We start from the raw sequence: 24,670 nt of genomic DNA on the forward strand, positions 1-24,670 counted from the left end.
TTTCAATAATTTGCACATCCTTTTAAAGAGTCACCATTCTTTATACCGTTTAAGCTATCTTTTTTATGATTTTAAAATCACTTTCATTACTTAATTACAAGAATTTCGATAGTAAATCTTTCGTTTTTAACGATAAGATAAACTGTATTGTTGGTAATAACGGTATTGGAAAAACGAATGTGTTGGATGCTATTTACCATTTATCCTTCGGAAAAAGTTATTTTAACCCGGTAGCATCTCAAAATATAAAGCACGATGAAGACTTTTTTGTGATTAATGGTGATTATGAAAAGGAAAATAAAACGGAAAAAGTAGTCATTAGTTTAAAACGCGGCCAAACCAAAGTCATTAAACGAAACGCCAAAGCTTATGATAAGTTTAGCGAGCATATTGGTTTTTTGCCCTTAGTTATTATTTCGCCTGCTGATAGGGATTTGATTATAGAAGGTAGCGATACCCGCAGAAAATTTATAGACAGTGTTATATCACAAAGTGACAAAAGCTACTTAACGACCCTTATTAGTTACAATAAAATATTAGCACAGCGTAATGCCTTATTAAAGTATTTCGCGTTAAACCACACCTTTAATAAAGACACGTTAGACGTTTATAACACCCAATTAAATGATTTCGGATCGGTTATTTTTGAAAAACGTGATGCTTTTCTGCAAACATTCATTCCTATTTTTAAATCACGTTACCAGGCGATAAGCAATGGTAATGAAGAAGTCGAATTAAATTACCACAGCGATTTGTTTGAAGACAACTTAACAACCCTGTTGCAAAAAAACATTAATAAAGACAAAACCTTACAATACACAAGTGTAGGTATACATAAAGACGATTTGCATTTTAATATTGAAAACCATCCTATTAAAAAATTCGGAAGTCAAGGGCAGCAAAAATCGTTTTTAATCGCCTTAAAATTGGCACAATTCGATTTTATTAAGGCGCGAAGTAACGTAAACCCGATTCTATTACTTGATGATATTTTTGATAAATTAGATGAAAATCGCGTTGGTCAAATAATAAAACTGGTTGATAATGAAGATTTCGGACAACTATTTATAAGTGATACACATGCAGAACGTACAGAAAATGCGGTAAAACAAGTGCATCAATCTTATGAAATTTTTAAGTTGTAAATTTAGACAGTACACGCACTACAATAACATAACACCACTAATAACCATGGCAAAACGTAACAACGAACAGATTAGTATCTCCGATGCACTTAAGGAATTTGTTGAAACCAATAGATTAGAAAAAGGCTTGAACAAAGTAAATGTCGCCGATGCTTGGGCAAACCTTATGGGGAATGGCGTTAACAATTACACCACCTCTGTAAGTTTAGAGCGCGACACCCTTTACATTCAACTAAATTCTAGCGTATTACGAGAAGAATTAAGTTACGGAAAAGAAAAAATAATTAAGATGCTTAATGAGGAATTAGGGAAAGAAATTATTAAGAAATTGATCTTAAGATAATTAGAAAAATATCTTAAAAATAAAAAAAATCACAAAAAACAACATTGTATGAATAATTATACTACCTTTGTCCTTTAATTTTTTATAAATAAACACAATGAGTAAAGGTACCGTAAAATTCTTCAATGATTCTAAAGGTTTTGGATTCATCACTGAAGATGACAACAACAAAGAACATTTCGTACACATTTCAGGACTTATCGATGAAATTCGTGAAGGTGATGCAGTTGAATTCGATCTACAAGAAGGTAGAAAAGGATTAAACGCCGTAAACGTAAAAGTAATCTAATACATATACTTTAACAATTACATTAAAAGTCTATCAATCATATTGATAGACTTTTTTGCTTTAATAAACTTTCGTAAAAAAACATTTTTTTTTTCATATTTTTTTGCATTACATTTATAAAACTAATTTAATATTTAAAAGTATGAGTAAAGGAACAGTAAAATTTTTCAACGATGGCAAAGGATTTGGTTTCATCGTTGAAGACGGTTCAAACAAAGAACACTTTGTTCACATTTCAGGTTTAATTGACGAAGTTCGTGAAGGCGACGCTGTTGAATTTGATTTAAAAGAAGGTAAAAAAGGATTAAACGCAGTAAATGTAAAAGTAATTTAATAGATACTATTTAATTTTTTTAAGACACAAAAAAATCCCGCAACAATGTTGCGGGATTTTTTATGTATATACTTTTCTAAAGTCTTAAAACATCTCTCTACCAGAAAAATGAAAAGCACCTTCAATAGCAGCATTTTCATCACTATCACTTCCATGTACTGCATTTTCACTTATAGAATCTGCAAACATTTTTCTAATAGTACCTTCTGCAGCATCAGCAGGATTGGTAGCACCAATTAAAGTTCTAAAATCTTCAACGGCGTTTTCTTTTTCTAAAACGGCAGCTACTATTGGACCACGTGTCATGTATTCCACTAAATCTGCAAAAAACGGACGCTCACTATGTACAGCGTAAAAAGCTTGCGCATCTTTAGTGGTCATTTGCGTTAATTTCATAGCAACAATTCTAAATCCTGAAGCTGAAATTTTTTCTAATATTGCACCAATATGCCCTTTTTCTACAGCATCTGGTTTTAGCATGGTAAATGTTCTATTTGTTGCCATTTTCTAATTTTAAATTTATTCTGTTTTAATAATTTGATAAATTAGCCTTCATCAAATTATCATAAATAATTTTTCAGAAAACAAACTAACAAACCGTTTCTAATTTTGCTGCAAAAATAAGGTATTTATCATTAAAAACAAGCCAATCGAATTTTAAAAAAATTGTATCTTCGTGAACTATGAATACACAAGATATTACGAATATAAAGCACCTATTATCAACCCCAAAAAAGATAGTAATTGTCCCTCATAAAAATCCCGATGGCGATGCAATTGGTTCTACTTTAGGCCTGTATCATTACCTTATAAAAAGCAATCACCACGTACAAGTTATAACACCAAACGATTATCCTAGCTTTTTAAAATGGATTCCAGGTGAACAAAACATCTTAAAACACGATTCGCAAACGAAAGCTTGTGAACGATTAATTGATGATGCCGACCTTATTTTTACATTAGATTTTAATGCGTTACACCGCTCTGGAAACATGGAAACCGTTCTAGCCGCAAGTAGTGCTATTAAAATAATGATTGACCACCACCAAGCACCAGATGATTATGCCAAATACGTTTTTAGCGATGTTAGCATGAGTTCCACCTGTGAAATGGTGTATCATTTTATTGATATGTTAGGTGATTTAGATACCATAGACACACCCATTGCAACCTGTTTGTATGTTGGTATTATGACCGATACAGGATCGTTCAGGTTCCCATCAACAACCAGTAAAACTCACAGAATTATAGCCGACTTAATAGATAAAGGCGCCAACAAAACTGAAATTCATAATAATATTTACGATGTTAACAGCTTCAATAGCTTGCAATTATTAGGTTGTGCCCTTACTAATTTAAGAGTTATTCCAGAATCGAAAGCAGCCTATATAACGCTTTCTCAAGAAGAATTAAATCGATACGATTACAAAAAAGGGGATACGGAAGGTATTGTAAACTATGGTCTTTCTTTAGAAAACGTAGTTTTAGCAGCTATTTTCATAGAAGATAGGCAGGAAGGCATTATAAAAATTTCTCTGCGTTCTTCGGGTAACTTTTCTGTTAACGAGATGTCTAGAGCGCATTTTGAAGGTGGCGGCCACACAAATGCTGCTGGTGGCAAAAGCAGCTTATCATTAACCGATACAGTTGAAAAATTTATTAGTATATTGCCTAGTTATAATAAAGCCCTAAATAATGAATAAATTTATCCTACTTACTTTTATTTTATTAGCAGCCATGAGCTGTAAACAACCTGAAGCCAGGCGCCCCGTTTCGGTAACTTCTGGTTCTTTCATTGATGCCTCCATAGAACGAAATAAAAAATTATATGCTCGTGAGAAATCTCAGATAGAGAAACTAATGAAGCAGCATAAAGACAATAATTATATCGCTTCAGAAAGTGGGTTTTGGTATTACTACAACACGAAAGTTGAAATTGATTCGTTAATAACTCCAGAATTTGGAGACCTTGTTAACTTCAATTATAATGTAAAAGCACTTAATGGCGCTTTAATATATTCGAAAGACGCTCTTAAAACTCAAAATTATGCGATGGATCGTGAAGAATTATTTACCGGACTTCGTGAAGGTTTAAAGCTTTTAAAGACAGGTGAAACTGCCACTTTTATGTTTCCTTCACAAAAAGCCTATGGTTATTATGGCGATGAAGATAAAATAGGAAGCAACACACCATTAATATGTGAAGTGACTATCAACTCTATTACCCAAAATCAAACTAAATAGTAATGGCCCCAATTAAAAATTGTTTCAGGATTCTATTAATGAGTTTGTTAATAGGCATTACATCGTGTCAAGCACAATACCCCGACCTAGAAGATGGTATGTATGCTGAGTTTGTTACTAATCACGGCACTATGGTCGCCAAATTGGCTTATGAAAAAACGCCTATTACCGTTGCAAATTTTGTATCGCTCGCAGAAGGCACAAACACCTTAGTAGACAGCGCGTTTAAAGGAAAAAAATTCTATAACGGTCTTACTTTTCACAGAGTGATGAATAATTTCATGATTCAAAGTGGAGACCCTACAGCAACGGGTACAGGCAGTTCTGGTTATCGATTTATGGACGAGTTTCACCCCGATTTAATACACGATAAATTGGGTGTTTTATCAATGGCAAACTCGGGTCCCAACACCAATGGTAGCCAGTTTTTTATTACAGAAATTCCTAAACCTCATTTAGATAACAAACATGCTGTTTTTGGTGAACTTGTTTTAGGGTTTGATGTGCTAGACAGTATTTCAAATGTAAAAGTAGGTCCTGGTAATAAACCTATTGAAGATGTTGTTTTAAAAAAATTAAACATTATTAAAAAAGGGAAAGGCGCTAAAAACTTTGATGCACCCAAAATATTCATCAACCATTTTGCTAAAGCTGAAAAACTAGAAAAAGAAAAAGCAGCTAAAGCGGAAGCCCTTTTAAATGATACCAAAAACAAATTCATAAAACAAAAAGAACAGGCTGCAACATTGGCTTCGGGTTTAAAATTCACCATTACTGAAAATGGTACAGGTGAAAATTTAAAAGAAACCAGTAAAGTTTTAACCAACTACAGTTTATATTTTGAAGACGGTAGAATTTTAGACACCAACAAACTAGAAGTAGCAGAACTATATGGTATTGTTAATGAAGGTAGAAAAGCAGCCGACCAATACCAACCTATCGAAGCCAGTTTAAGCCCAAATGCACAAATGATTGCCGGGTTTAAAGAAGGGCTACAACAATTACGTGAAGGCGATAAGGCAACCTTATTCCTTCCGTACCACTTGGCTTATGGAGAAACTGGAAACAGAGCCATCCCACCAAAAACCAATTTAATTTTTGAAGTCGAAGTTATAACACTTCAAAAGTAAATTCAAAGAAAAATAAAAGCATACTAATAAAACGCTGAAAATTAAAAATCTATGTACCTATTAAAATTTGATTGGAATCCTATAACAGGCATCGACCTTTTTGGAATTTTTAAATTACACTTCTATAGCCTTATGTGGGTTGTTGCCTTTGTTTTAGGCTGGTACATCATGAAGCGTATTTTCACAAAAGAAAAAGTATCCTTAGATTATTTAGACCCTTTATTTATTTACACGGTTCTGGCTACCATGCTTGGGGCACGTTTGGGGCATGTTTTATTTTACCAGTCGGAATTAATCACCGAAGACTTTCTTAGTATTTTCCTTCCCGTTAAATTTAAAGGTGGTTTCGAATTTACAGGGTTTCAAGGCCTTGCAAGCCATGGTGCTGCTATTGGTATTATTATAGGTATGTACTTGTATCGTAAAAAATACAATTACAAATCGTTACTATGGATTTTGGATCGTGTGGTTATTTCGGTAGCTTCTGGTGCTATTTTTATTAGAATTGGTAACTTTATTAATTCTGAAATTATTGGAAAAATTACGACTTCAGAATTTGGAGTTCGATTCATTCAAGATGAATACTACAAAAGCCAAATCACACAATTAACGGGTATTAAAGATGTGCAACAGGCTTATGATGCCGTAACAAACAACCCTCAATTTGTAGAGTTGCTTAATGCTGTACCTTACCGCCACCCTGCCCAATTATACGAATCGTTCTGCTATATTTTTGTATTTATAATTCTATGGTTTTTCTATTCTAAAACAACAAAAAGAGACCAACCAGGATTCCTTTTCGGCTTGTTTTTAATACTATTATGGAGTATTCGTTTCTTCGTAGAATTTGTAAAAGAGCCACAAGGTGAAGAGTATATTAACTGGTCTGGTTTAAATACTGGGCAATGGTTAAGCATACCTTTTATACTTATTGGTTTGTACTTCATGTTTGTTTACAAACCTAAGGTTACTGTCAAATAGGATGTTTTTTAAACAACTTACATTATTTTCTATTTTAGCTTTATGTCTTTTTGCTTGCAAGGAAGACAAAAAAGTTATAACGCAAACAGCTATTTTATTTAAAAAGGAAGGTAACCTGACTATTTTAAAACGAGCCGATTCCACTGAAATTAGTTTAGATATTGAAATCGCAGATACTGATTTTGATATTCAAACGGGATTAATGTACAGAGATTCTATGAAAGAAAACCAAGGTATGCTGTTTGTTTTTGATGATGTGACCGAACGGTATTTTTATATGAAGAACACTAAAATACCCTTAGATATTATTTATATTGATGAAGCTAAACAGATCGTCAGTTTTCAAAAAAACGCCAAACCCTTCGATGAAACGGCGCTACCATCAAACCTCCCTGCCAAATACGTTTTGGAAGTTAACGCTGGTCTAGCAGATGCATGGTTGCTTGCTGTGGGAGATGGTGTTCAGTTTAGTGAATAACAAATTGAATTTTAATATAAGTAGCACCCGTATTAAAAAAACTCTCGGTACTGCATCACTCTAAATTCTGTGGTATTGAATTGAGGGTTTTTAGCTTTTAAATGTTTGTATAAAGGCAGCTTACTTATCGAAATATTCGCTGCACCAGAACCGGATGTTAAGGAAACGGTTTTAATAATTCGCGTAGTAGTTTCAACACCATTCAAACCATCATTTAGCGTGAATTGATGCACTCTGGGTACTTCTGATGAAACAACTTCTAATTTCAACCCGAAGTCCTTCAAATGTCTTCTAAAGAAATATTCAGGACCATTTTTACTATTTCCGCCAGTAAACAAAAGCGTTTTTATACTTGGGTGTGCTTTTAAATACCCCAATAGGTTTCTAAGCTTTATGTTTTTCATTCCCAAATCGGACGCATCCATTTTATCACGTTCGCAACTTTCAACAATATCACAAACCCCTATTTTATGAGTGATTAAAAAGGCTTTACGTTCATCAATCGCTTCTTGAGAATTATCATATTTCAAATTAAGATTATGAATCTTATCTATATACAACCACAGCGAATTGTAATAACTTCCGTAACAAAAATTAACATCTTTCTCCAAAAGTTCACCTGTTGAAAACCGCGGTGGTGGCAGTGTACCCACAATTAATTTACTAGTATCTGGTTGAATAAAAGGTTGGTATGGATGGGTATGTTTAAACAACTTTTACTTTGGTTTTTAGAATGAATTTTGTATTTTATCAGTATTAAAAAAAATATTAAAAACTATGGGAAAAGGAGATAAAAAAACAAAACGAGGTAAAATAAACAGAGGTACTTTTGGTGCTAGACGTCCTAGAATAAAAAAGAAACCATCTATTGAAAACAAAATTAGCATAGACAAAAAAGCCCTTGCTATGTAAGTTCACCGCATGCTATCTAATAAAAATTAATTCCGTATCGGTAGACATAGGCTCGCTAAAATTATAGCCTTCGTAATTAAAACCTTTAATATCATCTATGGTTTTTGCGTTAGTCTCTATTACATAGCGCGCCATTAACCCACGGGCTTGTTTGGCAAAAGTCATAATCATTTTGTATTCGCCATTTTTAAAATCTTTAAAATTAGCCGTAATTACAGGCGCTTTTAGGGCTTTAAGATCGACGGCTTTAAAGTATTCATTACTCGCAAGGTTTAATAAAATCTCGCCAGCTTCTAACTCTTCATTTAAAGCTTTAGCAATCGTTTTTTGCCAAAACGCATATAGGTTTTTGTTTTTGCCAACCGGAAATTTAGTCCCCATTTCCAAACGGTAAGGCTGTATTAAATCTAAAGGTTTTAGCAAGCCATAAAGGCCAGAGATAATACGTATTGTATTTTGTGCTGCTTCTATATGGTTTTCAGCTAAACTAAAAGCATCTAAGCCTCTATATACTTCGCCACTAAAGGCATACATAGCTGGTCTGGCATTGTCTGGTGTAAAAGGTAATTCCCATTCTTGATTACGCCCGTAATTTAATTGCCCCAAGGCATCGGAAATACTCATAAGCTTCGATAAACTTTTGGCCGATTTCTTTTTAAGCAATTTATTTAAACGTTCAGATTGGTCTAAAAACTGTGGTTCTGTATGTTGTGTTGTTGGTAACTTCGTTTCAAAATCTAACGACTTTGCTGGTGACAATACTAATTTCATCCGTTTTATTATTTGCTTTTAATTGGTCACTTGTTACTTCCTATATGGTTACGCTCCTTTTGTATTGAGCCCTCGTTATGGAAGTTTCATTCTCTCATTTATTATAAACTCAAAGTTACAACTACAAACTAATAATAGAAACTTAGATAGCAAGTATTTGTTAATACTGCAATAAGATAAAGTAATTGACATGCTAAATATTAACACTAAAATTAAAAACAAAAAAAATCCCAATAGAAACCTATTGGGATTTTTTAAACTTATTTAAAAGAACGCTTACTCTTCTAGTTTCTTTTTATCATCTCCTCTTTTAATGCTGTCATACATTAAAGGTGTTGCAATAAATAACGATGAGTATGTACCTACTATAATACCTACTATTAATGCGAACATGAAACCTCTAATAGATTCACCTCCAAAAATAAAGATAGATAATAACACTACTAATGTTGTAGTCGATGTATTTAAGGTTCTACCTAAAGTACTACTTAATGATACATCTACCACTTTATCAAATTCCCAGTTGGTATGCTCACCAACATATTCTCTAATTCTATCAAATACAATTACCGTATCATTCAATGAGTAACCAATTACCGTTAATATGGCTGCAATAAATGCTTGATCTATTTCCATACTAAATGGCATGAATTTGTATGTTAAAGAGAACACACCTAATACAATTAATACATCATGGAATACTGCCGCAACAGCACCTAATGAGAATTGCCATTTTTTGAAACGGAATAAGATATAAAGGAAAACTACAATTAAAGATCCTAAAATAGCCCAGAACGATGCTTGTTTAATATCATCTGCAATGGTTGGACTTACTTTGTAGTATTTCATTAAACCTACTGATTTTCCTTCTGATTCATGAATAAACGAATCGTAAGAAAGACCACCTAAATAAGGTTGTAATGTAGTATAAAGTGTTTTTCTGATAGATTCATCAACTTCAGAACCTGTTTCGTCTACTTTATATTTTGTTGTAATTTTTAACTGATTCGCATCTCCAAACGTTTTAGCATCAGCACTACCAAAAGCACCAACTAAAGTTGCTGTGATTTCTGAAGCACTCACATCTTGTGGGAAACGTACTTGGTAAGTTCTACCTCCAACAAAATCCACACCTTGATCTAAACTATTTGTGAATAAAGATCCTAAACTTACTAATATAAAAGCACCAGAAATGATATAAGCTACTTTACGTTTCTTTAAGAATTCGATGCTTAAGTTTCTGAATAAGTTTTTAGTAATCGCTGTAGAGAAGTCTAATTTACCACCTCTGTTTACATACCAGTCAATTAATAATCTAGTAATAAAAATAGCTGTAAATAAAGACGTACCAATACCAATTAATAAGGTAGTTGCAAACCCTTTAATAGGACCTGTACCGAAAATAAATAATATTAATGCCGTTAAACCTGTAGTAATGTTGGCATCTAAAATAGATGATAAGGCGTTACTGAAACCATCTTGAATCGCTTCTTTTTGAGATTTACCTTTGGCAATTTCCTCACGAATACGTTCAAAAATAATCACATTCGCATCCACCGACATACCGATTGTTAATACGATACCAGCAATACCAGGTAAAGTTAACACCGCACCTAAGCCAGATAAAATACCGAATATTAATAAGATATTTAAAGACATTGCAACGTCTGCAAAAGCACCCGATTTTCCGTAATAAAGTACCATCCAAACTAATACCAATACTAATGCAATCATGAAAGAGGTTGTACCACTATCAATCGCTTCTTGTCCTAATGATGGCCCAACAACCTCACTTTGAATAATATCTGCAGATGCAGGTAATTTACCAGCACGTAATACGTTTGCTAAATCGACTGCTTCGTTTAATGTAAAGTTTCCTGAAATTTCAGAATTTCCACCAGAAATAGCACCTGTAGTTACACCTGGAGCAGAATACACAACGTTATCTAAAACAATCGCGATTTGACTTCCTTGCGTATATGCTTTTCCAGTCATTTCTTCCCAAATCTTAGCACCTTTTCCATTCATTTGCATAGAAACTGTTGGCTTGTTTGTTTGACCGAAATCATTACGAGCATCTGTTACAACAGCACCACTTAATTGAGGAATGTTATCTCTATTACCAACTAAGGCATATAAATCTACAATTTCACTATCCTTTTCTGGCTTACCAAAAGCAAATTTTGCATAACGCATTTCAGCAGGAAGTAAAGCTCTTACTTTTGGAGAATTTAAGTAATCAAGAACTTTTGTTTTGTCTTTAATTTCAAATTGCGCGATTACTGGACCACCTGGGTAACCTTGTCCGCGAATTAAATCGAAAATTGGGTTTACAGTTTGTACTGCTGTAGAATCTGTAGCAGCTTCACCTAAAAGATCATCAATCGTAGCATCTTTTGCATTTTCTTCATCCTGTGGCTCTGTAGCCGCCGTTTCTGTACTTGCTGTTGCAGTTGCTTTTAAAACTTCATTAGCTTGTCCTAAAAAGTTAAAGAATTGCTCACCTTTATAAGCATCCCAAAACTCTAATTGAGCTGTACTTTGTAATAAACTTGTAGCACGCTCTACATCTTTAACACCTGGTAATTCAACTAAAATACGACCAGAAGACCCTAAACGTTGAATGTTTGGAGACGTTACACCAAACTCATCGATACGCTTACGTAATACTTCGAAAGCTGAAACGATTGATTCGTCAATTTTTGTTCTGATGATCGTTTTCACATCGTCATCAGACATGCTTCCTTCAATCTCACCATCTAAAGCTTTAGTGTAAAATATATCTGGAGATGCTAATTTTGTATCTCCTTTAATTTTATCAAAAGCGATGAAAAAATCATCTAAATACGTGTTTTGACTGTTCTTTTGAAGCACCTCAGCATCATTCAATGCTTTATTGAACACTGGGTTTTTAGTATTATTAGCCAATCCTTTTAAGATGTCTTTTACAGAAACCTGAAGAATTACGTTAATACCACCTTTTAAATCTAAACCTAAATTCATGGCTTTTGCTTTCACATCGTTATAAGTGAATTTAGCAATACCAATATTGAATACAGTATCTGTAGCTACAGCTTGCAGGTAGTTAGCCTCTTCTGCACTACGCTTAGCGCGGTAATCTGGATCTGATTCCGGAATTTTGTTAATCGCCACTTCTTGAGCAGTAGCTTCAATTTGATTTGCTTTGAATGTGAATGATAATTGGTAGATACTTACCAAACCAAACAATACAGCAAATAACTTTACGAGTCCTTTGTTTTGCATTATGATTTTATTTTAGTCAATTTTTTTAAACCGAGCAAATATAGAATTTACCGGTAACTTGACAATTGTTTTTTTATGATTATAATTTGAATGATTACAGCTTAAAATAAGTTTTGAAAGCCATAGTTCAATAAGTGATTTCTTATTGAGAAGTATATATTTTTAGCAGCGGGGTCCTGCCCTAACTTCGGGTATTTTATAAGACGTATTATCTATGGTAATAGCGCTGTTTTTTCTAAACTTATAGGCTTCTTTTTCAAGACGTTCTATATTTTTAACGACTATTTCCTGTGTTGGTACCGATACGATAGGAATAACGAACCGGTTGTAATCTGATTTTATTTCAAGTGCACACGTGCCTCCAAAACCACTATTCGCACCTTGTTCCTGTATTTCAAATACATCTAAATTGTAGGCTGATGTTTGTTTTTTAGTACGTGAATTGGCTGGTTTTTCGCTTTTATTAAAAGGACTATCACTTAATGCCAATTCGTTTTCTGAAAGTAATCTTTTAACGTGGCTTATATTCGTGGTACTGTAATATGCGATTTTATAACTTCCATCGCCCAATTCTTCGACTTGAACATTATAAACACCAATGGTTTGTAACTGTTCTTTAACACTAGCAATGGTGTTTTTGGCTTGATTGGATAAGGCTTCTGTTTGGGCAAATTGCAATACAATTTCCTGATTAGGTACAGGAACTTGTTGGTGGCTGGCAACCCCCATCAACGTAAATATAACTATTAAAGTACTAATGCACCATTTTGCCTTCATGCGCCAAATATAGCTTTTTAGGTTATTATTTAACAGTTTTTACATTTTTAATTTCTGACGTTGAAAGGTATATGAACTAAAAAAGCCTAAAGAAGCGGGATTAAACGCTACTTTAGGCTTTTTTAATTGTTGTACTCTAAAGTACTTTATATATTACAATAAATCGTTAACGGCTTTAACACCTTTAGCACTTTCTTCCATAGTTGCTTTTTCAGCATCATTTAAAGTGATATTAACAATTTCTTCGATACCGTTTTTTCCTAAGATAACTGGTACTCCAAGACAAATATCGCTAAAACCATATTCACCTTCTAATAAAGCTGAAACTGGGAATACTTTTTTAGTATCGCAAGCAATCGCTTGAACCATTCCAGACACTGCTGCTCCTGGTGCGTACCATGCAGACGTACCTAATAATTTAGTAAGTGTAGCACCACCAACCTTAGTATCTTCCAATACTTGGTTTAATCTTTCTTCACTTAAAAATTCTGAAACTGGCACACCATTTCTAGTTGCTAAACGCGTTAAAGGAATCATACCTGTATCGCTATGACCTCCAATTACCATACCATCTACATCGCTAATTGGTCCACCTAAAGCTTCTGCTAATCTGTATTTGAAACGTGCAGAATCTAAAGCTCCACCCATACCAATAATTCTGTTTTTAGGTAATTTAGTAGATTTATGAACTAAATAAGTCATCGTATCCATTGGATTACTTACTACAATAATGATTGTTTTTGGAGAAAATTCAATTAAGCTTGAAGACACAGATTTAACAATTCCTGCATTGATACCAATTAATTCTTCACGCGTCATTCCTGGTTTACGAGGAATTCCAGATGTAATTACACACACATCACTATTAGCTGTTTTGCTATAATCGTTTGTGATACCTGTAATTTTAGTATCAAAACCATTTAATGAAGCGGTTTGCATTAAATCCATAGCTTTACCTTCAGCATAGCCTTCTTTAATGTCTAATAAAACAACTTCTGAAGCGAAATCTTTAATGGCAATATACTCTGCACAACTTGCGCCTACTGCTCCTGCACCTACTACTGTTACTTTCATTTTTTAGTTTTTATTAATGTTTTAGTTCTGTGATATAATGATATTCTCCCTTCTAAATATGAAAATGACTCATTAACACATTACAAAAGGTTCACTTATATGCTTATAAGCATGCTAAATTACGAATTAAAATACACTAAATAAAAAAAGTGCAAGATTAAATCTCGCACTTTTTAATTAACTAAACTAACTAAAACTAAACAATTATATATTTTGAATTCTTTAAAATTTTCTTTAAAAATTAAGGATTATCTAAAACCAAAATTCACACCAACTGCGAAGGCATCAAATTCACCTACGTGGTATTCAGCATTTAATCTGAAAAACCCTAATTTCAACTTGGTTCCAATGGTTCCTCTTACTGCTCCCACTTCACTTGACAAAGAAAATGGATCTTCAATGGTTTGAGATAAAAAAGGCCCACTAGAAACAACATAGGTTCCTAATAAATCAGACTTTGATGTCCCTTTGATATAACCTATACCGCCATAAAAATTAATAACGGGTAATTTTGTTGATGCAATCAATTGGAACAACCAGGTGTTGGTATCATTTTCAAGACGTTGGTTTTCACCATTAAACCCTGAATTACCTGTTAAATCGTATGCGGCATCTAAGTGGGTATAAGCTACCAACCCAGAAACAGCAACTGGTAATATTTTATCGGCAGGTAACCACTTGGTAAACTCAATTTGTAAACCGGCACCATATAAACTTAAATCGACATCTTCTGTATCTACTTTTGGTACAAAACGTGCTTTTAATTCTACACCACTTCCAAGACCTAAAGCTCCTTGAATAAAGGCTGTAGGTAATAAATTTGCACTGCCCGAACCAATACCATTTGGCAACGTAATACGCTCTTCTTGTTCTCCTAAAAGAGGATCTTCATATCTAATAATAAGATCTACATCTGTTTCGTTTTCACCTAAGGCTGTTGACACTAACTTGGAACTTGCAAGATCTTCAAACTCTACAGTAAAATCTTGATCTGGGTCACTGTTATAATCTGCAATATTCATTAAGAATGATTTATGCTCATCTTTAATCGTTGCGGCATTTGCTAAAATTGAAATTTCAAAACCACCTAAAGGTTTTGCGACAGCTGTATTAAACCAGTTGGCATTCATACTATGCATTAACCCATTGGTTCCTGGCGTTAAATAATCGTTTGCAAAGCGTTCGGCATTATCTACTCCTGCGGCTAAAAGCGCATCGATATCTTGTGCTTTTGAGGAAATTGTTGCTAAACAAAACAACATAAGTAGGCTTAATTTTTTCATAGGTTACTCTTGTTTTTTTTTTAATGATTGCGTGCTTTTACGCTATTAACTTTTAAACACGCCTAATTAAATTAGGATTATACAAATATATACAAAATTTCAGATAAATAAACATTTAATCGTAAAAATTCGCCTTTTAACGGTGTTTTATAAAAAAGACACCTAGAAATCCAGTCTAAAGCTTACATTGGGTGTTAAGCTTAAAGACTTGTTATTTATTTCAATGGTTGTTTCAGAATCATTTGGGCTTACTTCGTAATAACGGTTAATACTATTTTTAGCATTGGTTATATTGATAACCCCTACTTTTAAGGCCGCGTTTACAGATTGATAGACATTAAACTTATAACTTAAAGAGGCATCTAAACGTTTAAATTCATCAAGGTTTTTACTATTTGGCTCCCCATAATTCACATAGGTTGTATTTCCAGACTCCACGGTTTCATTACCTTCAACCGGTGATGTGTACGGTTGTCCAGAACGCCACATACCGCCTACCGCTATTTTTAAATTTTCTAAAATGTCATAATTAAAACCTATAGACACCGAGTGCCTTATATCTACATTATTTGGAAACACAGAAGGTGTAAAGGTGTCAAACTTATAATCGTTAATAGCATAAGTATAACCCACCCAAGTACTGTAAGTATTCCCTGTTTTATTAGCCAAAAACTCTAAGCCTTTAACCGTATAATCACCAATAGCATTTACGTATTGAAAATTATTATAAAAGCCTTGATTACTTGCTGTAATCCCTTCTATGGTTTTATAAAACCCCGTCACATCTATGTTTAAATTATTCTTACTAAATTCCAACCCGAAAGATCCTTGTTTGCTTTCTGAAATTGGTATAGATTCTTCATTTGCCAAAATCCACCGTCTGTTTTCTACACCTAAAAAATCTTCTTGAAAATCGACTATTTGTGTTGCCGATTGGTTTTTAAATTCACCTTCTACCTTTAAAGCAAACTGATTTGACAGCTTCTGTCTGATATTTAAACGTGGCTCAATTAACAGCTTTTCAAATTTTTGAAAATAATTAGCACGTGCTCCAATCCTTAAAAAAGTACCTCCTTTTTTATATTCGGCTTGTGTATAAACTGCATGGTTTAATAAAACATCCTTCTTCGTTTTATCGTACACCGGTTTTGTAACCGTTGTTTCATTTAAAATACCTGTTTCATTAAATTGATAACCATTTAAAAGGGTTAAATACGCATTCCACTTATAAAAGGTATTTAACTTAAAACCGGTTTCTAATACTTCATTCTTTTGGGTAAGTAATTGATCGGATTCTATTCTATAATCATCGGCATCTACATTGTATTTTGAATAATATCCTGTTAAGTGCGTACTAAATTTAGAGCTCCAATTCGCCATCCAATTTCCGCCAAAACCTTTGTTTTTTTGAGCCAAATTGCTAGATTTAGAGCTTGTTTCATTGTTATTAGTTAGGCTTTCATAATAATCTAAATTATTATCGATACCAATAAGGTTTGCTCTAAACTTGTGATTTTCATTTAAATCGAATAACACCTTCGCTGTGTAATCGTAAAAAACAAAATTCGATGCCGTCGTTTGGTTTTCAATTGTAGCACTCGTATTGGTTTTAATATCACTATCCTGAAAACTTTTATTAAAGTAATTATCATAGGTTGGTGTATCAAACACGTCTGTAATAGACCTTCTACCCGACACATGAAACTCCAATTTTTTACTAATAGGAATTTCCAAAAACACATCACCACTTATTAAGTTCGCTCCTGCCCCACCTGAAAACCTTCCGGTTAATTCATTTTTAGTAGACATATTAATAGTACTAGACACACCATCGCTAAACTCGCTACTTGTACCATTTTTAGTCACGACTACTTTATCTGTTAAGTAGGGATTATAAGCTGAAATTAATCCGAAAAAATGCCCCGAGTGATACATTTTTATCCCATCCCAAAGCATCAGGTTTTGGTCGTTCGTACCACCTCTCACATTAATATTCGCAATACTCTCATTCGTACTTTCTACTCCCGGAAGTACTTGAATAGATTGTAAAATATCAGGATCTGTTAAACCCGGTAAAATGCCGAATGCTTTAGAATTTAACACCGTACTTCCATCTAATAACTTTTGAAAACCTGTGGTTAAAAATTTTGTAATAAGCACTTGGTTTAAGACTTCTTTATTTTCAACTAAAAGAATTTCTTTGCAATTACTGGTTTCGGAAAAGAATTGCTGGGCGGGTACTTGCTCACTTTTAAACCCTAAATACGAAATAGTAATTGTTGCATTTATAGGCACATTATCCAACTGAAACCTACCACCATCATTCACAATCACACCTCTTCTACTGTTTTTAACAACTACTGAAGCTCCAAACAAAGGGTCTTTATTTTCTGAAGCATATACAACGCCACAAATTGAAATGGTTTTCTCAATTACAGATACCGTAATATACCTATTATCTAAAGTTTTAAAGTTTAAAATACTTTTAGAATTTAGATAGTTAATGGTTGCCTCCATACTTAATGCTGGGTTTGGCTGCTCCATAAACACATTAGCAACATCATCAAACGCATATGAAAACTTAACGTCAAATTGCTGCTCTACAGCTTCAATTATTTCAGTAAGCGGTTTTTTAGATGCGTTGTTTTGAGAAAAACAGACATTAGCAACGAATAAAATGATGTAAATAATGCATTTATTATTTCTCATATTTATATAACGTAACTTGATTACCTTCTATTCTATAACTTAGTTTTAAAGGAATAGTGATTGACTGTAATGCTATATTTTTATCTTTATGTGTAAAGGTTCCGGTAAACAGTTGTGAGGCATCGACTGCTTTAAACGTCACTTTCAAATCGTATTGTCTTTCAAATTCAGCTATAACTTGACTTAAAGGAATTTTATCAAAACCTGTTTCATCCTGTAACCAAGATGGGGTTTCTGCATTAAAATCGGCCACCGCTTCTACGGCTCCATTTACAACTCTAAATGTTTTTCCTTTTGGTAATTTAACCGTTTCATTATTAAAAGTAACGCTCACTAAGCCTTCATAACACTGTACTTCAAAATAATTATCGCGTTCTTTTACATTAAATTGTGTTCCTAAAACTTGAACCGTTCCTGCGGTTGTGCTTACGGTAAACTTCTCGCCTTTACTTACTTTAAAGAAGGCTTCACCCTCTAATTGAAGATTTCGTTTATCTTTCCACGTTTTTTTATTATAATTTAATTTTGAAGATGCATTTAAAATAACTTCAGAATTATCAGGTAATGTTAAGGTTTCGTTTTGCGCTACTTGCGTTTCAAAAGCCATATCATTATTAAAAAACAAAAAATAAGACGATGTTAGCATTACCAAGAAGATGGCAGCAATTTTCATAAACCCTCTAAAATTAAGCGGAATTACTTTAGGCTCCTTTTTAGTAAGCGTTCTTTCCTTAAAGGATTCCAGTGCTTTTTGCGCATCTATTTGAGGCGCTTGCATTTGTTTGCTATAAAAAGCTATTTTCTCAAGAGTATCAGTCGTTTCAGATTGTTTTAAATCTTTTACTTCTTGCTCTGTAAGCTCGTTATCAAACCAATTTAATATGTTTTTTTCGTTTTTCATCTTTTATATCCTCCAATTACAAGACAACTTAAAATCTATTTACCCTACCTAGGTGTTAAATATTTTCAATATGTTCTCTTAAAATTTTTAAAGCACCCGACATTCTTTTTTCTATAGCTTTTTGAGAAACGTCTAACAATTCAGCTATTTCTCTATATTTCTTACCTTCTATTCTATTTAATAAAAACACTTCTCGTTGCGCATCGGTTAATAAGGAAATAGCATTTTGCAGTTTCTTTTTAAATTCTTCTTCCTCTAATATATATTCCGGACTTTCATTTGTTCTATCTATATAAGGAGATGCTTTCGCGTATTCAATAACTACCTTATTATGTTTAATTGTATTTAGGAACAAATTATTAATAGTCGTAAACAAATACGTTTTTGCTTTGGTAAAATCTATTTTAGAACAATTTTCCCAAATTTTAGAAAAGGCATCTTGCACAAAATCTAAAGCACCATCTTTATCACCACATTTATAATAAGCAAAATTGCTGGCAGATTGTACATGCTCTGTATAAAAACTATTGAAGTAGACTTCTTCGCATAGTTTATGGTCGCTATTATTCATTTAAAAATCTATTTTTAGGGCTCGGTGAATTATATACATTTGCAAAAGTAGGGTAAATTTATTTTAAGTTGTCTTAATAGTATATGGAAGCAACATACAGGTTTTCACTCGATCTTTTAATTATTAACTATCAAATTTCAGTAAAAATAAAATTAATTGAAATTATTTTAAAATAAAGGTAGGGTAAAAATAAACATGGTTGTCTTACATATAGAACGGCGAAAAAGAATCGCTATGAAAAGAAAAATATTAAACCCCTAAAAATTACAATTATGAAAAATTTAAAATTAATTACAAGTCTAGCTTTAACAGCCCTATTATCATTCACATCTTGTCAAGATGAAATTGATACTGAAAACGGACAAAACCCAAACACAAACAATGCGACTTCTCCAACAGCAAGTAACCTAGAACGTACGTCTATGTACGACGGAAGTTTTGACGACTTTTTAGATGGTACTTCTTGTTCTTCAATATTATTACCAGTTGTTGCTACAGTAAACGGATCGAAAATAACTATTTTTAGCCAATCTGATTACCAAGTTGCTTTAGATATACTAGGAAAGTTTACTAATGATAACGACACCGTAACACTTCAATTCCCATTAAGTGTTCGATTAAGTAACTATACAGAAGTAGTTGTTGCCAACCAAGGCGAATACGATGCTATCATTGATGCATGCAACACTCTAGAATCTGAAGGAAAAGGCGCTATTTCATGTTTAGATATCGATTTCCCTATTACCATTTTAACTTATAGTTTAAGCTTAGAACAAACAGGAAGCGTGGTTATTGAAACCGAACAACAACTATATGCGTATATGAATAATATGGACAACACCGAATTATTTGCAGTAAACTACCCTATTAACGCAACACTATCTGATAGCACAACGGTAACACTTACAAGCGATTTAGATTTACAAGCTAGCATTAACGATTGTTTAGGTATTGAAGATGCTGAAGATCAAGCTGAAAATGAAGCTGCCAATTTAGAAACTATTTTAGTTGATGGCTTATTCAAAGTACAATCTTTCGTAAATGATGGTGTAAACACAGCGAACGCTTATGCAGAGTATTCAATTAATTTTGCTAACGATTTATCTTGTGTTGCAGTAAACACAGCAAACGCTACTGCTCAAAATGTTCAAGGAACTTACAAAGTAGCCTCTGAAACTGACGTATTTTTAAATCTAACTTTTTCAGGAAACGCCACTTTCAACTTATTAAACAACAACTGGGAAGTAACCAGCTTTAGCAGCAGTTCAATCTCATTAAAAAGCACAACAAATGCCGCAGTAACACTTGTTTTGTCTCAAATTTAGTACCTACTTGATTTTTGGTTGATTGCCATTTTGGTTAAATGGTGAAGCAGCTGTTAGGCAACTAACAGCTGCTTATTTTAAAAAGATTAACAAATAACTTATTAAATTTACTGCAACCAAAACACATTGAAAGAGATTCATAAATCTCTAAAACATTAAATAATAACACGATGAAAAAGATAACAACCTTACTATTACTTTTTGTTCTTATAGCTTCATGTACAACAGAAGAAGCTACAGAAACAATAACTGATAACGAAACACCTACAGATAGTAAAATAGCAAATCAAAAAAACACAGGAAGTTCTTCAAACGACTTACTGTCCGACGCTACTTTTAAAAGTATGGTTATTGAATTAGTTTATGTTGAAGGTTTTAAACCAACACAAAGCAGTATTAATAATTTTGTTAGTTTTTTACAAGCACGCACCTTTAAACCTAGTGGTATTACGGTAGAATCTAGAGCGATACCTTCACCAGGAAACGCACCATATACCAATCAAGAAATTGTTGCTATTGAAGATGCGAACCGTACCAAATACAACAGCAGCAACCAAATAGCTGTTTGGGCTTTTTTTGCTGATGGTTCTTCTGCAAGCAACACCAATTCAGGTGTGGTTTTAGGAACTGCTTACAGAAACACATCTTTTGTTATTTATGAAGAAACCATTCATGATTTAAGCAATAGCCCATTTGAACCTAACCGAACTGTTTTAGAAACCACCGTAATCTCTCATGAGTTTGGTCATATTCTAGGACTTACTAATTTAGGTGCCACCATGGTACAAAATCACGAAGACACCGATCACGCCAAACACTGTAACGTTGAAACTTGTTTAATGTACTGGTCTGCCGAAAGTGGTTCTGGTTTAGACAATTTAGTGGGCGCCAATTCAGCTCCAGAACTAGACGCACAATGTATTGCCGATTTACAAGCAAACGGCGGAAAATAATTAATGTATAACCAAAATCAAATAATTAAAATGAAATCAATTTTTAAAATCGTATTCCTTTTTACAATAGCATTAACAGCTAATGCTCAAACAACAAAATCTAATGCCGGTTTAAAAGGTGGCTACAATTTAGCTGCTGTTAGTTTTGACGGTGATACCGAAACGGGACAAAGACATGCATTTCATGTTGGGTTTTATGGTGAATCTTTTTTATCTGAAAGTGTTGCATTGCAAGTAGAAGTACTTTATTCCCAACAAGGTTATGAGTTAAAAGATAACGGAGGCACATTTACCCAAAAGCTAGATTACGTCAACCTTCCTTTATTGCTAAAAATATATCCAGATGAAGCCTTCTTTTTAGAAGCAGGCCCACAAGTTGGTTTAGCAGTCTCTCACAAGGAAGAGTTTGACAGTAATTTTGGCTTATTTGACACCTCTCAAGAATTTGAACCACAAAGTTTTGACTGGGGTGTAAACTTTGGCGCTGGTTTTAAAACAGCATCGGGAGTTTCTTTAGGTGTTAGATACCATTTAGGATTAGGTAGTATTTATGAAGAAAACAACCCACAAAATCGCGTTTGGCAATTCTCGCTTGGGTTCGATTTCTAATCTAAAAAAATAGCACAAAAAAATGCCGCTTCGAAAGAAGCGGCATTTTTTATATACACTCTAAATGTTATTTAAGCATCAATCTTAGCATAAACAGCATTCTTTTCAATAAACTCTCTACGAGGCGGTACTTCATCACCCATAAGCATTGAGAAGATTCTATCCGCTTCTGTTCCATTGTCTATTTGAACTAAACGCATGGTTCTAAATTCAGGATTCATAGTGGTATCCCAAAGTTGTTCAGCGTTCATCTCTCCAAGACCTTTATAACGTTGGATACTTACACTACCTCCAAAATCTTCAGCGATTTTATCACGTTCAGCATCACTCCATGCATATTCTTTCTTCTGTCCTTTTTTAACAAGGTATAAAGGCGGTGTTGCAATGTAAATATGTCCGTTTTCAATAAGCTCCTTCATATATCTAAAGAAGAATGTTAAAATTAACGTAGCAATGTGGCTACCATCAATATCCGCATCACACATAATCACTACTTTATGGTAACGTAATTTTGAAAGGTTTAAAGCTTTACTATCTTCTTCCGTTCCAATGGTAACTCCTAAAGCTGTAAAAATATTTTTAATCTCTTCATTTTCAAAAACCTTGTGAACCATTGCTTTCTCCACGTTCAAAATTTTACCTCTTAAAGGTAAAATAGCTTGGAATGCTCTGTCACGACCTTGTTTCGCCGTTCCACCTGCCGAATCTCCCTCAACTAGGAATACTTCACATTTTGTAGGATCTTGTTCTGAACAGTCACTTAATTTACCAGGTAAACCACCAATACTCATCACCGTTTTACGCTGTACCATTTCACGTGCTTTTTGAGCTGCATGGCGCGCTTGTGCTGCCAAAATAACTTTTTGCACGATTATTTTAGCATCGTCTGGATGTTCCTCTAGGTAATCGGTTAGCATTTCAGATACTGCCTGACTTACTGAAGCCGATACTTCACGGTTTCCTAATTTAGTTTTAGTTTGTCCCTCAAATTGTGGTTCTTGAACTTTTACCGAAATAATAGCTGTTAAGCCTTCACGGAAATCATCACCAGCAATTTCAAATTTTAAATTTTTAAGTAAGCCAGATTCATCGGCATACTTTTTAAGCGTATGTGTTAACCCACGACGGAAACCAGATAAATGCGTTCCACCTTCATGTGTGTTAATATTATTTACATAGGAGTGTAAGTTTTCAGCATACGAGGTATTATAAACCATCGCTACTTCAACAGGCACGCCATTTTTTTCACCTTCAAACGCAATAACGTCTTTCATTAAAGGTTCTCTGTTTCCATCTAAAAACTTGATAAATTCTTTAAGTCCTTCTTCAGAATGAAATGTTTCACCTTCAAAAGAACCATCTTCTTTCGTAGATCTTCTATCAATTAAATGAATGGTGATACCTTTATTTAAATAAGCCAATTCACGCATTCTACTCGCCAACGTATCATAATTATACTCTAAAGTTTGAGTAAAAATAGTCGCGTCTGGTCTAAAAGTTACAGTCGTACCTCTTTTATCTGTTTCACCAATATGCTTAACAGGATATAAAGATTTTCCGCGTTCGTACTCTTGCTCCCAAACTTTACCATCTCTGTAAACCGTAGCTCGTAAATGTTGTGACAAAGCATTCACACAACTTACACCAACACCGTGTAAACCACCCGATACTTTATAAGAATCTTTATCAAACTTACCACCTGCTCCAATTTTAGTCATTACAACCTCAAGTGCAGAGATACCTTCTTTTTTATGTAAATCTACAGGAATACCACGTCCATCATCTTCAGTAGTAATCGAGTTATCTTCATTAATAATTACGGTAATATTATTACAGTGTCCTGCAAGCGCTTCGTCAATAGAGTTATCTACAACCTCATATACTAAATGGTGTAATCCTCTTGTACCAACATCTCCAATATACATGGATGGACGCATACGTACATGCTCCATACCTTCTAAGGCCTGAATACTATCTGCGGAATAATTATGCTTATTAAATTCTTCTTTAGGTTCGCTCATATTATTTATTAATATTGTTTATTGCTATTATTTACACATAAAAAAAGACGCCTTTAAGCATCCTTTTGAATACAAACAAATATACAAAATTAACATCCTTTTAAAAAGCATTTCATCGACTCATTCATATAATTATCAACATTTGTTAATTACTTAAAAACGTCTTAAATCGCTTAAAAAACACCTTAAACAGCCTTTTCGTGCTTTTTAATCTTTCTGAATAAGGCGAAATTTCAAAAACCGCTATAAAGTCATATTTTGATGTTTTCAACAGCCTTCATTTTTGGGTATTTCACTAAAAAAACGTCTAATTTTATAAAAACACAGCTCTATTAAAACCAGTTTCTTGATTTCAGCTATCAAAAAAGAAGTTTAAAAGCTATTTCAGAAAAATATTTTGATGACATTTTCAATCATCTAAGTATAAAAGTGTTAATAATGCAATTAAAATTAGGGGTTCTTTAAAAGACTGCAAGCCTTTAAAGTTTCAGTGTTTTAAGCAGCCAACTCCATAAAAACTTTCGTAATTTTGCCAGCTTAAAAGTTTAACTAGTAA

The 24,670-nt window shown here is 33.5% G+C and carries 24 protein-coding genes; 13 read left to right on the top strand and 11 right to left on the bottom strand.

What is annotated here, in order from left to right; genetic code table 11:
- Positions 1-65 precede the first annotated feature (65 nt).
- From Q5N74_RS06270 to Q5N74_RS06285, 4 genes are all read left to right on the top strand, one after another.
- Complete coding sequence (locus Q5N74_RS06270) at positions 66-1,145, top strand: DNA replication/repair protein RecF (RefSeq protein WP_304387884.1); 1,080 nt, start codon at positions 66-68, stop codon at positions 1,143-1,145.
- A 46-nt stretch (positions 1,146-1,191) separates the two neighbouring features.
- A complete protein-coding gene (locus Q5N74_RS06275) occupies positions 1,192-1,488 on the top strand; it encodes a DUF721 domain-containing protein (RefSeq protein WP_304387885.1) in 297 nt (98 codons plus the stop codon).
- Between the two features lie 97 nt (positions 1,489-1,585).
- On the top strand, positions 1,586-1,777 hold the full coding sequence (locus tag Q5N74_RS06280; RefSeq protein ID WP_034044451.1) for a cold-shock protein: 192 nt from the start codon (positions 1,586-1,588) through the stop codon (positions 1,775-1,777).
- 142 nt (positions 1,778-1,919) lie between these two features.
- Entirely contained in the window at positions 1,920-2,111 is a 192-nt protein-coding gene (locus Q5N74_RS06285; RefSeq protein WP_304387886.1) for a cold-shock protein, read from the top strand.
- Positions 2,112-2,195: 84 nt separating this feature from the next.
- On the opposite strand, the gene Q5N74_RS06290 is transcribed toward Q5N74_RS06285, so the two are convergent.
- Complete coding sequence (locus Q5N74_RS06290; protein WP_304387887.1) at positions 2,196-2,615, bottom strand: nucleoside-diphosphate kinase; 420 nt, start codon at positions 2,613-2,615, stop codon at positions 2,196-2,198.
- Positions 2,616-2,794: 179 nt separating this feature from the next.
- Here Q5N74_RS06290 and Q5N74_RS06295 point away from each other — a divergent pair, with 179 nt between their 5' ends.
- Genes Q5N74_RS06295 through Q5N74_RS06315 form a run of 5 tightly spaced genes read left to right on the top strand, consistent with a single transcriptional unit; the run spans position 2,795 to position 6,944 of the window.
- Positions 2,795-3,814, top strand: coding sequence for a bifunctional oligoribonuclease/PAP phosphatase NrnA (locus Q5N74_RS06295; RefSeq protein ID WP_304387888.1), 1,020 nt, complete (start codon positions 2,795-2,797; stop codon positions 3,812-3,814).
- On the top strand, positions 3,807-4,355 hold the full coding sequence (gene gldI / locus Q5N74_RS06300; protein ID WP_304387889.1) for a gliding motility-associated peptidyl-prolyl isomerase GldI: 549 nt from the start codon (positions 3,807-3,809) through the stop codon (positions 4,353-4,355). Before Q5N74_RS06295 ends, gldI begins: the two co-directional genes overlap by 8 nt.
- A gap of 38 nt (positions 4,356-4,393) precedes the next feature.
- Positions 4,394-5,485: a peptidylprolyl isomerase gene (locus Q5N74_RS06305; RefSeq protein ID WP_304387890.1), complete on the top strand. Its 1,092-nt coding sequence runs from the start codon at positions 4,394-4,396 to the stop codon at positions 5,483-5,485.
- Between the two features lie 51 nt (positions 5,486-5,536).
- Complete coding sequence (lgt, locus tag Q5N74_RS06310) at positions 5,537-6,466, top strand: prolipoprotein diacylglyceryl transferase (RefSeq protein WP_304387891.1); 930 nt, start codon at positions 5,537-5,539, stop codon at positions 6,464-6,466.
- Between the two features lies 1 nt (position 6,467).
- Positions 6,468-6,944 (top strand): DUF192 domain-containing protein, encoded by a 477-nt coding sequence (locus Q5N74_RS06315; protein ID WP_304387892.1) that lies wholly within the window; start codon positions 6,468-6,470, stop codon positions 6,942-6,944.
- A 32-nt stretch (positions 6,945-6,976) separates the two neighbouring features.
- On the opposite strand, the gene Q5N74_RS06320 is transcribed toward Q5N74_RS06315, so the two are convergent.
- Positions 6,977-7,657, bottom strand: coding sequence for a uracil-DNA glycosylase family protein (locus Q5N74_RS06320; RefSeq protein WP_304387893.1), 681 nt, complete (start codon positions 7,655-7,657; stop codon positions 6,977-6,979).
- Positions 7,658-7,721: 64 nt separating this feature from the next.
- Here Q5N74_RS06320 and Q5N74_RS06325 point away from each other — a divergent pair, with 64 nt between their 5' ends.
- Positions 7,722-7,856 carry a 30S ribosomal protein THX gene (locus Q5N74_RS06325; protein WP_304387894.1) on the top strand — a complete coding sequence of 45 codons (135 nt, stop codon included), beginning with the start codon at positions 7,722-7,724 and terminating at the stop codon, positions 7,854-7,856.
- 12 nt (positions 7,857-7,868) lie between these two features.
- Here Q5N74_RS06325 and yaaA read toward each other — a convergent pair whose 3' ends face one another.
- The 8 genes from yaaA to Q5N74_RS06365 form a co-directional block, all read right to left on the bottom strand.
- Entirely contained in the window at positions 7,869-8,627 is a 759-nt protein-coding gene (yaaA, locus tag Q5N74_RS06330; RefSeq protein ID WP_304387895.1) for a peroxide stress protein YaaA, read from the bottom strand.
- Positions 8,628-8,903: 276 nt separating this feature from the next.
- Entirely contained in the window at positions 8,904-11,891 is a 2,988-nt protein-coding gene (gene secDF / locus Q5N74_RS06335; RefSeq protein WP_304387896.1) for a protein translocase subunit SecDF, read from the bottom strand.
- 162 nt (positions 11,892-12,053) lie between these two features.
- Positions 12,054-12,668, bottom strand: coding sequence for a hypothetical protein (locus tag Q5N74_RS06340; protein ID WP_304387897.1), 615 nt, complete (start codon positions 12,666-12,668; stop codon positions 12,054-12,056).
- A 153-nt stretch (positions 12,669-12,821) separates the two neighbouring features.
- Positions 12,822-13,742 carry a malate dehydrogenase gene (mdh, locus tag Q5N74_RS06345; RefSeq protein ID WP_304387899.1) on the bottom strand — a complete coding sequence of 307 codons (921 nt, stop codon included), beginning with the start codon at positions 13,740-13,742 and terminating at the stop codon, positions 12,822-12,824.
- Between the two features lie 248 nt (positions 13,743-13,990).
- Entirely contained in the window at positions 13,991-15,025 is a 1,035-nt protein-coding gene (locus Q5N74_RS06350) for a DUF6588 family protein (RefSeq protein WP_304387900.1), read from the bottom strand.
- A gap of 162 nt (positions 15,026-15,187) precedes the next feature.
- Positions 15,188-17,734: a carboxypeptidase-like regulatory domain-containing protein gene (locus Q5N74_RS06355; protein ID WP_304387901.1), complete on the bottom strand. Its 2,547-nt coding sequence runs from the start codon at positions 17,732-17,734 to the stop codon at positions 15,188-15,190.
- Positions 17,724-18,635, bottom strand: coding sequence for a FecR family protein (locus Q5N74_RS06360; RefSeq protein WP_304387902.1), 912 nt, complete (start codon positions 18,633-18,635; stop codon positions 17,724-17,726). Before Q5N74_RS06360 ends, Q5N74_RS06355 begins: the two co-directional genes overlap by 11 nt.
- A gap of 55 nt (positions 18,636-18,690) precedes the next feature.
- Positions 18,691-19,206: an RNA polymerase sigma factor gene (locus tag Q5N74_RS06365; RefSeq protein WP_304387903.1), complete on the bottom strand. Its 516-nt coding sequence runs from the start codon at positions 19,204-19,206 to the stop codon at positions 18,691-18,693.
- 272 nt (positions 19,207-19,478) lie between these two features.
- Here Q5N74_RS06365 and Q5N74_RS06370 point away from each other — a divergent pair, with 272 nt between their 5' ends.
- The 3 genes from Q5N74_RS06370 (at position 19,479) to Q5N74_RS06380 (ending at position 22,093) form a co-directional block, all read left to right on the top strand.
- Positions 19,479-20,531, top strand: a complete 1,053-nt coding sequence (locus Q5N74_RS06370; protein WP_304387904.1) for a hypothetical protein — start codon at positions 19,479-19,481, stop codon at positions 20,529-20,531.
- Between the two features lie 170 nt (positions 20,532-20,701).
- Complete coding sequence (locus Q5N74_RS06375) at positions 20,702-21,484, top strand: membrane metalloprotease (RefSeq protein WP_304387905.1); 783 nt, start codon at positions 20,702-20,704, stop codon at positions 21,482-21,484.
- 30 nt (positions 21,485-21,514) lie between these two features.
- The gene (locus Q5N74_RS06380; protein WP_304387906.1) at positions 21,515-22,093 is read left to right on the top strand and encodes a porin family protein; all 579 of its coding nucleotides are present in this window, start codon (positions 21,515-21,517) and stop codon (positions 22,091-22,093) included.
- Between the two features lie 71 nt (positions 22,094-22,164).
- Here Q5N74_RS06380 and gyrB read toward each other — a convergent pair whose 3' ends face one another.
- On the bottom strand, positions 22,165-24,114 hold the full coding sequence (gene gyrB / locus Q5N74_RS06385) for a DNA topoisomerase (ATP-hydrolyzing) subunit B (RefSeq protein ID WP_304387907.1): 1,950 nt from the start codon (positions 24,112-24,114) through the stop codon (positions 22,165-22,167).
- Positions 24,115-24,670 lie beyond the last annotated feature (556 nt).

Origin of the sequence: Mariniflexile sp. AS56, from assembly GCF_030552475.1 — a bacterium.
In the GTDB taxonomy this organism is placed as follows: Bacteria; Bacteroidota; Bacteroidia; order Flavobacteriales; family Flavobacteriaceae; genus Mariniflexile.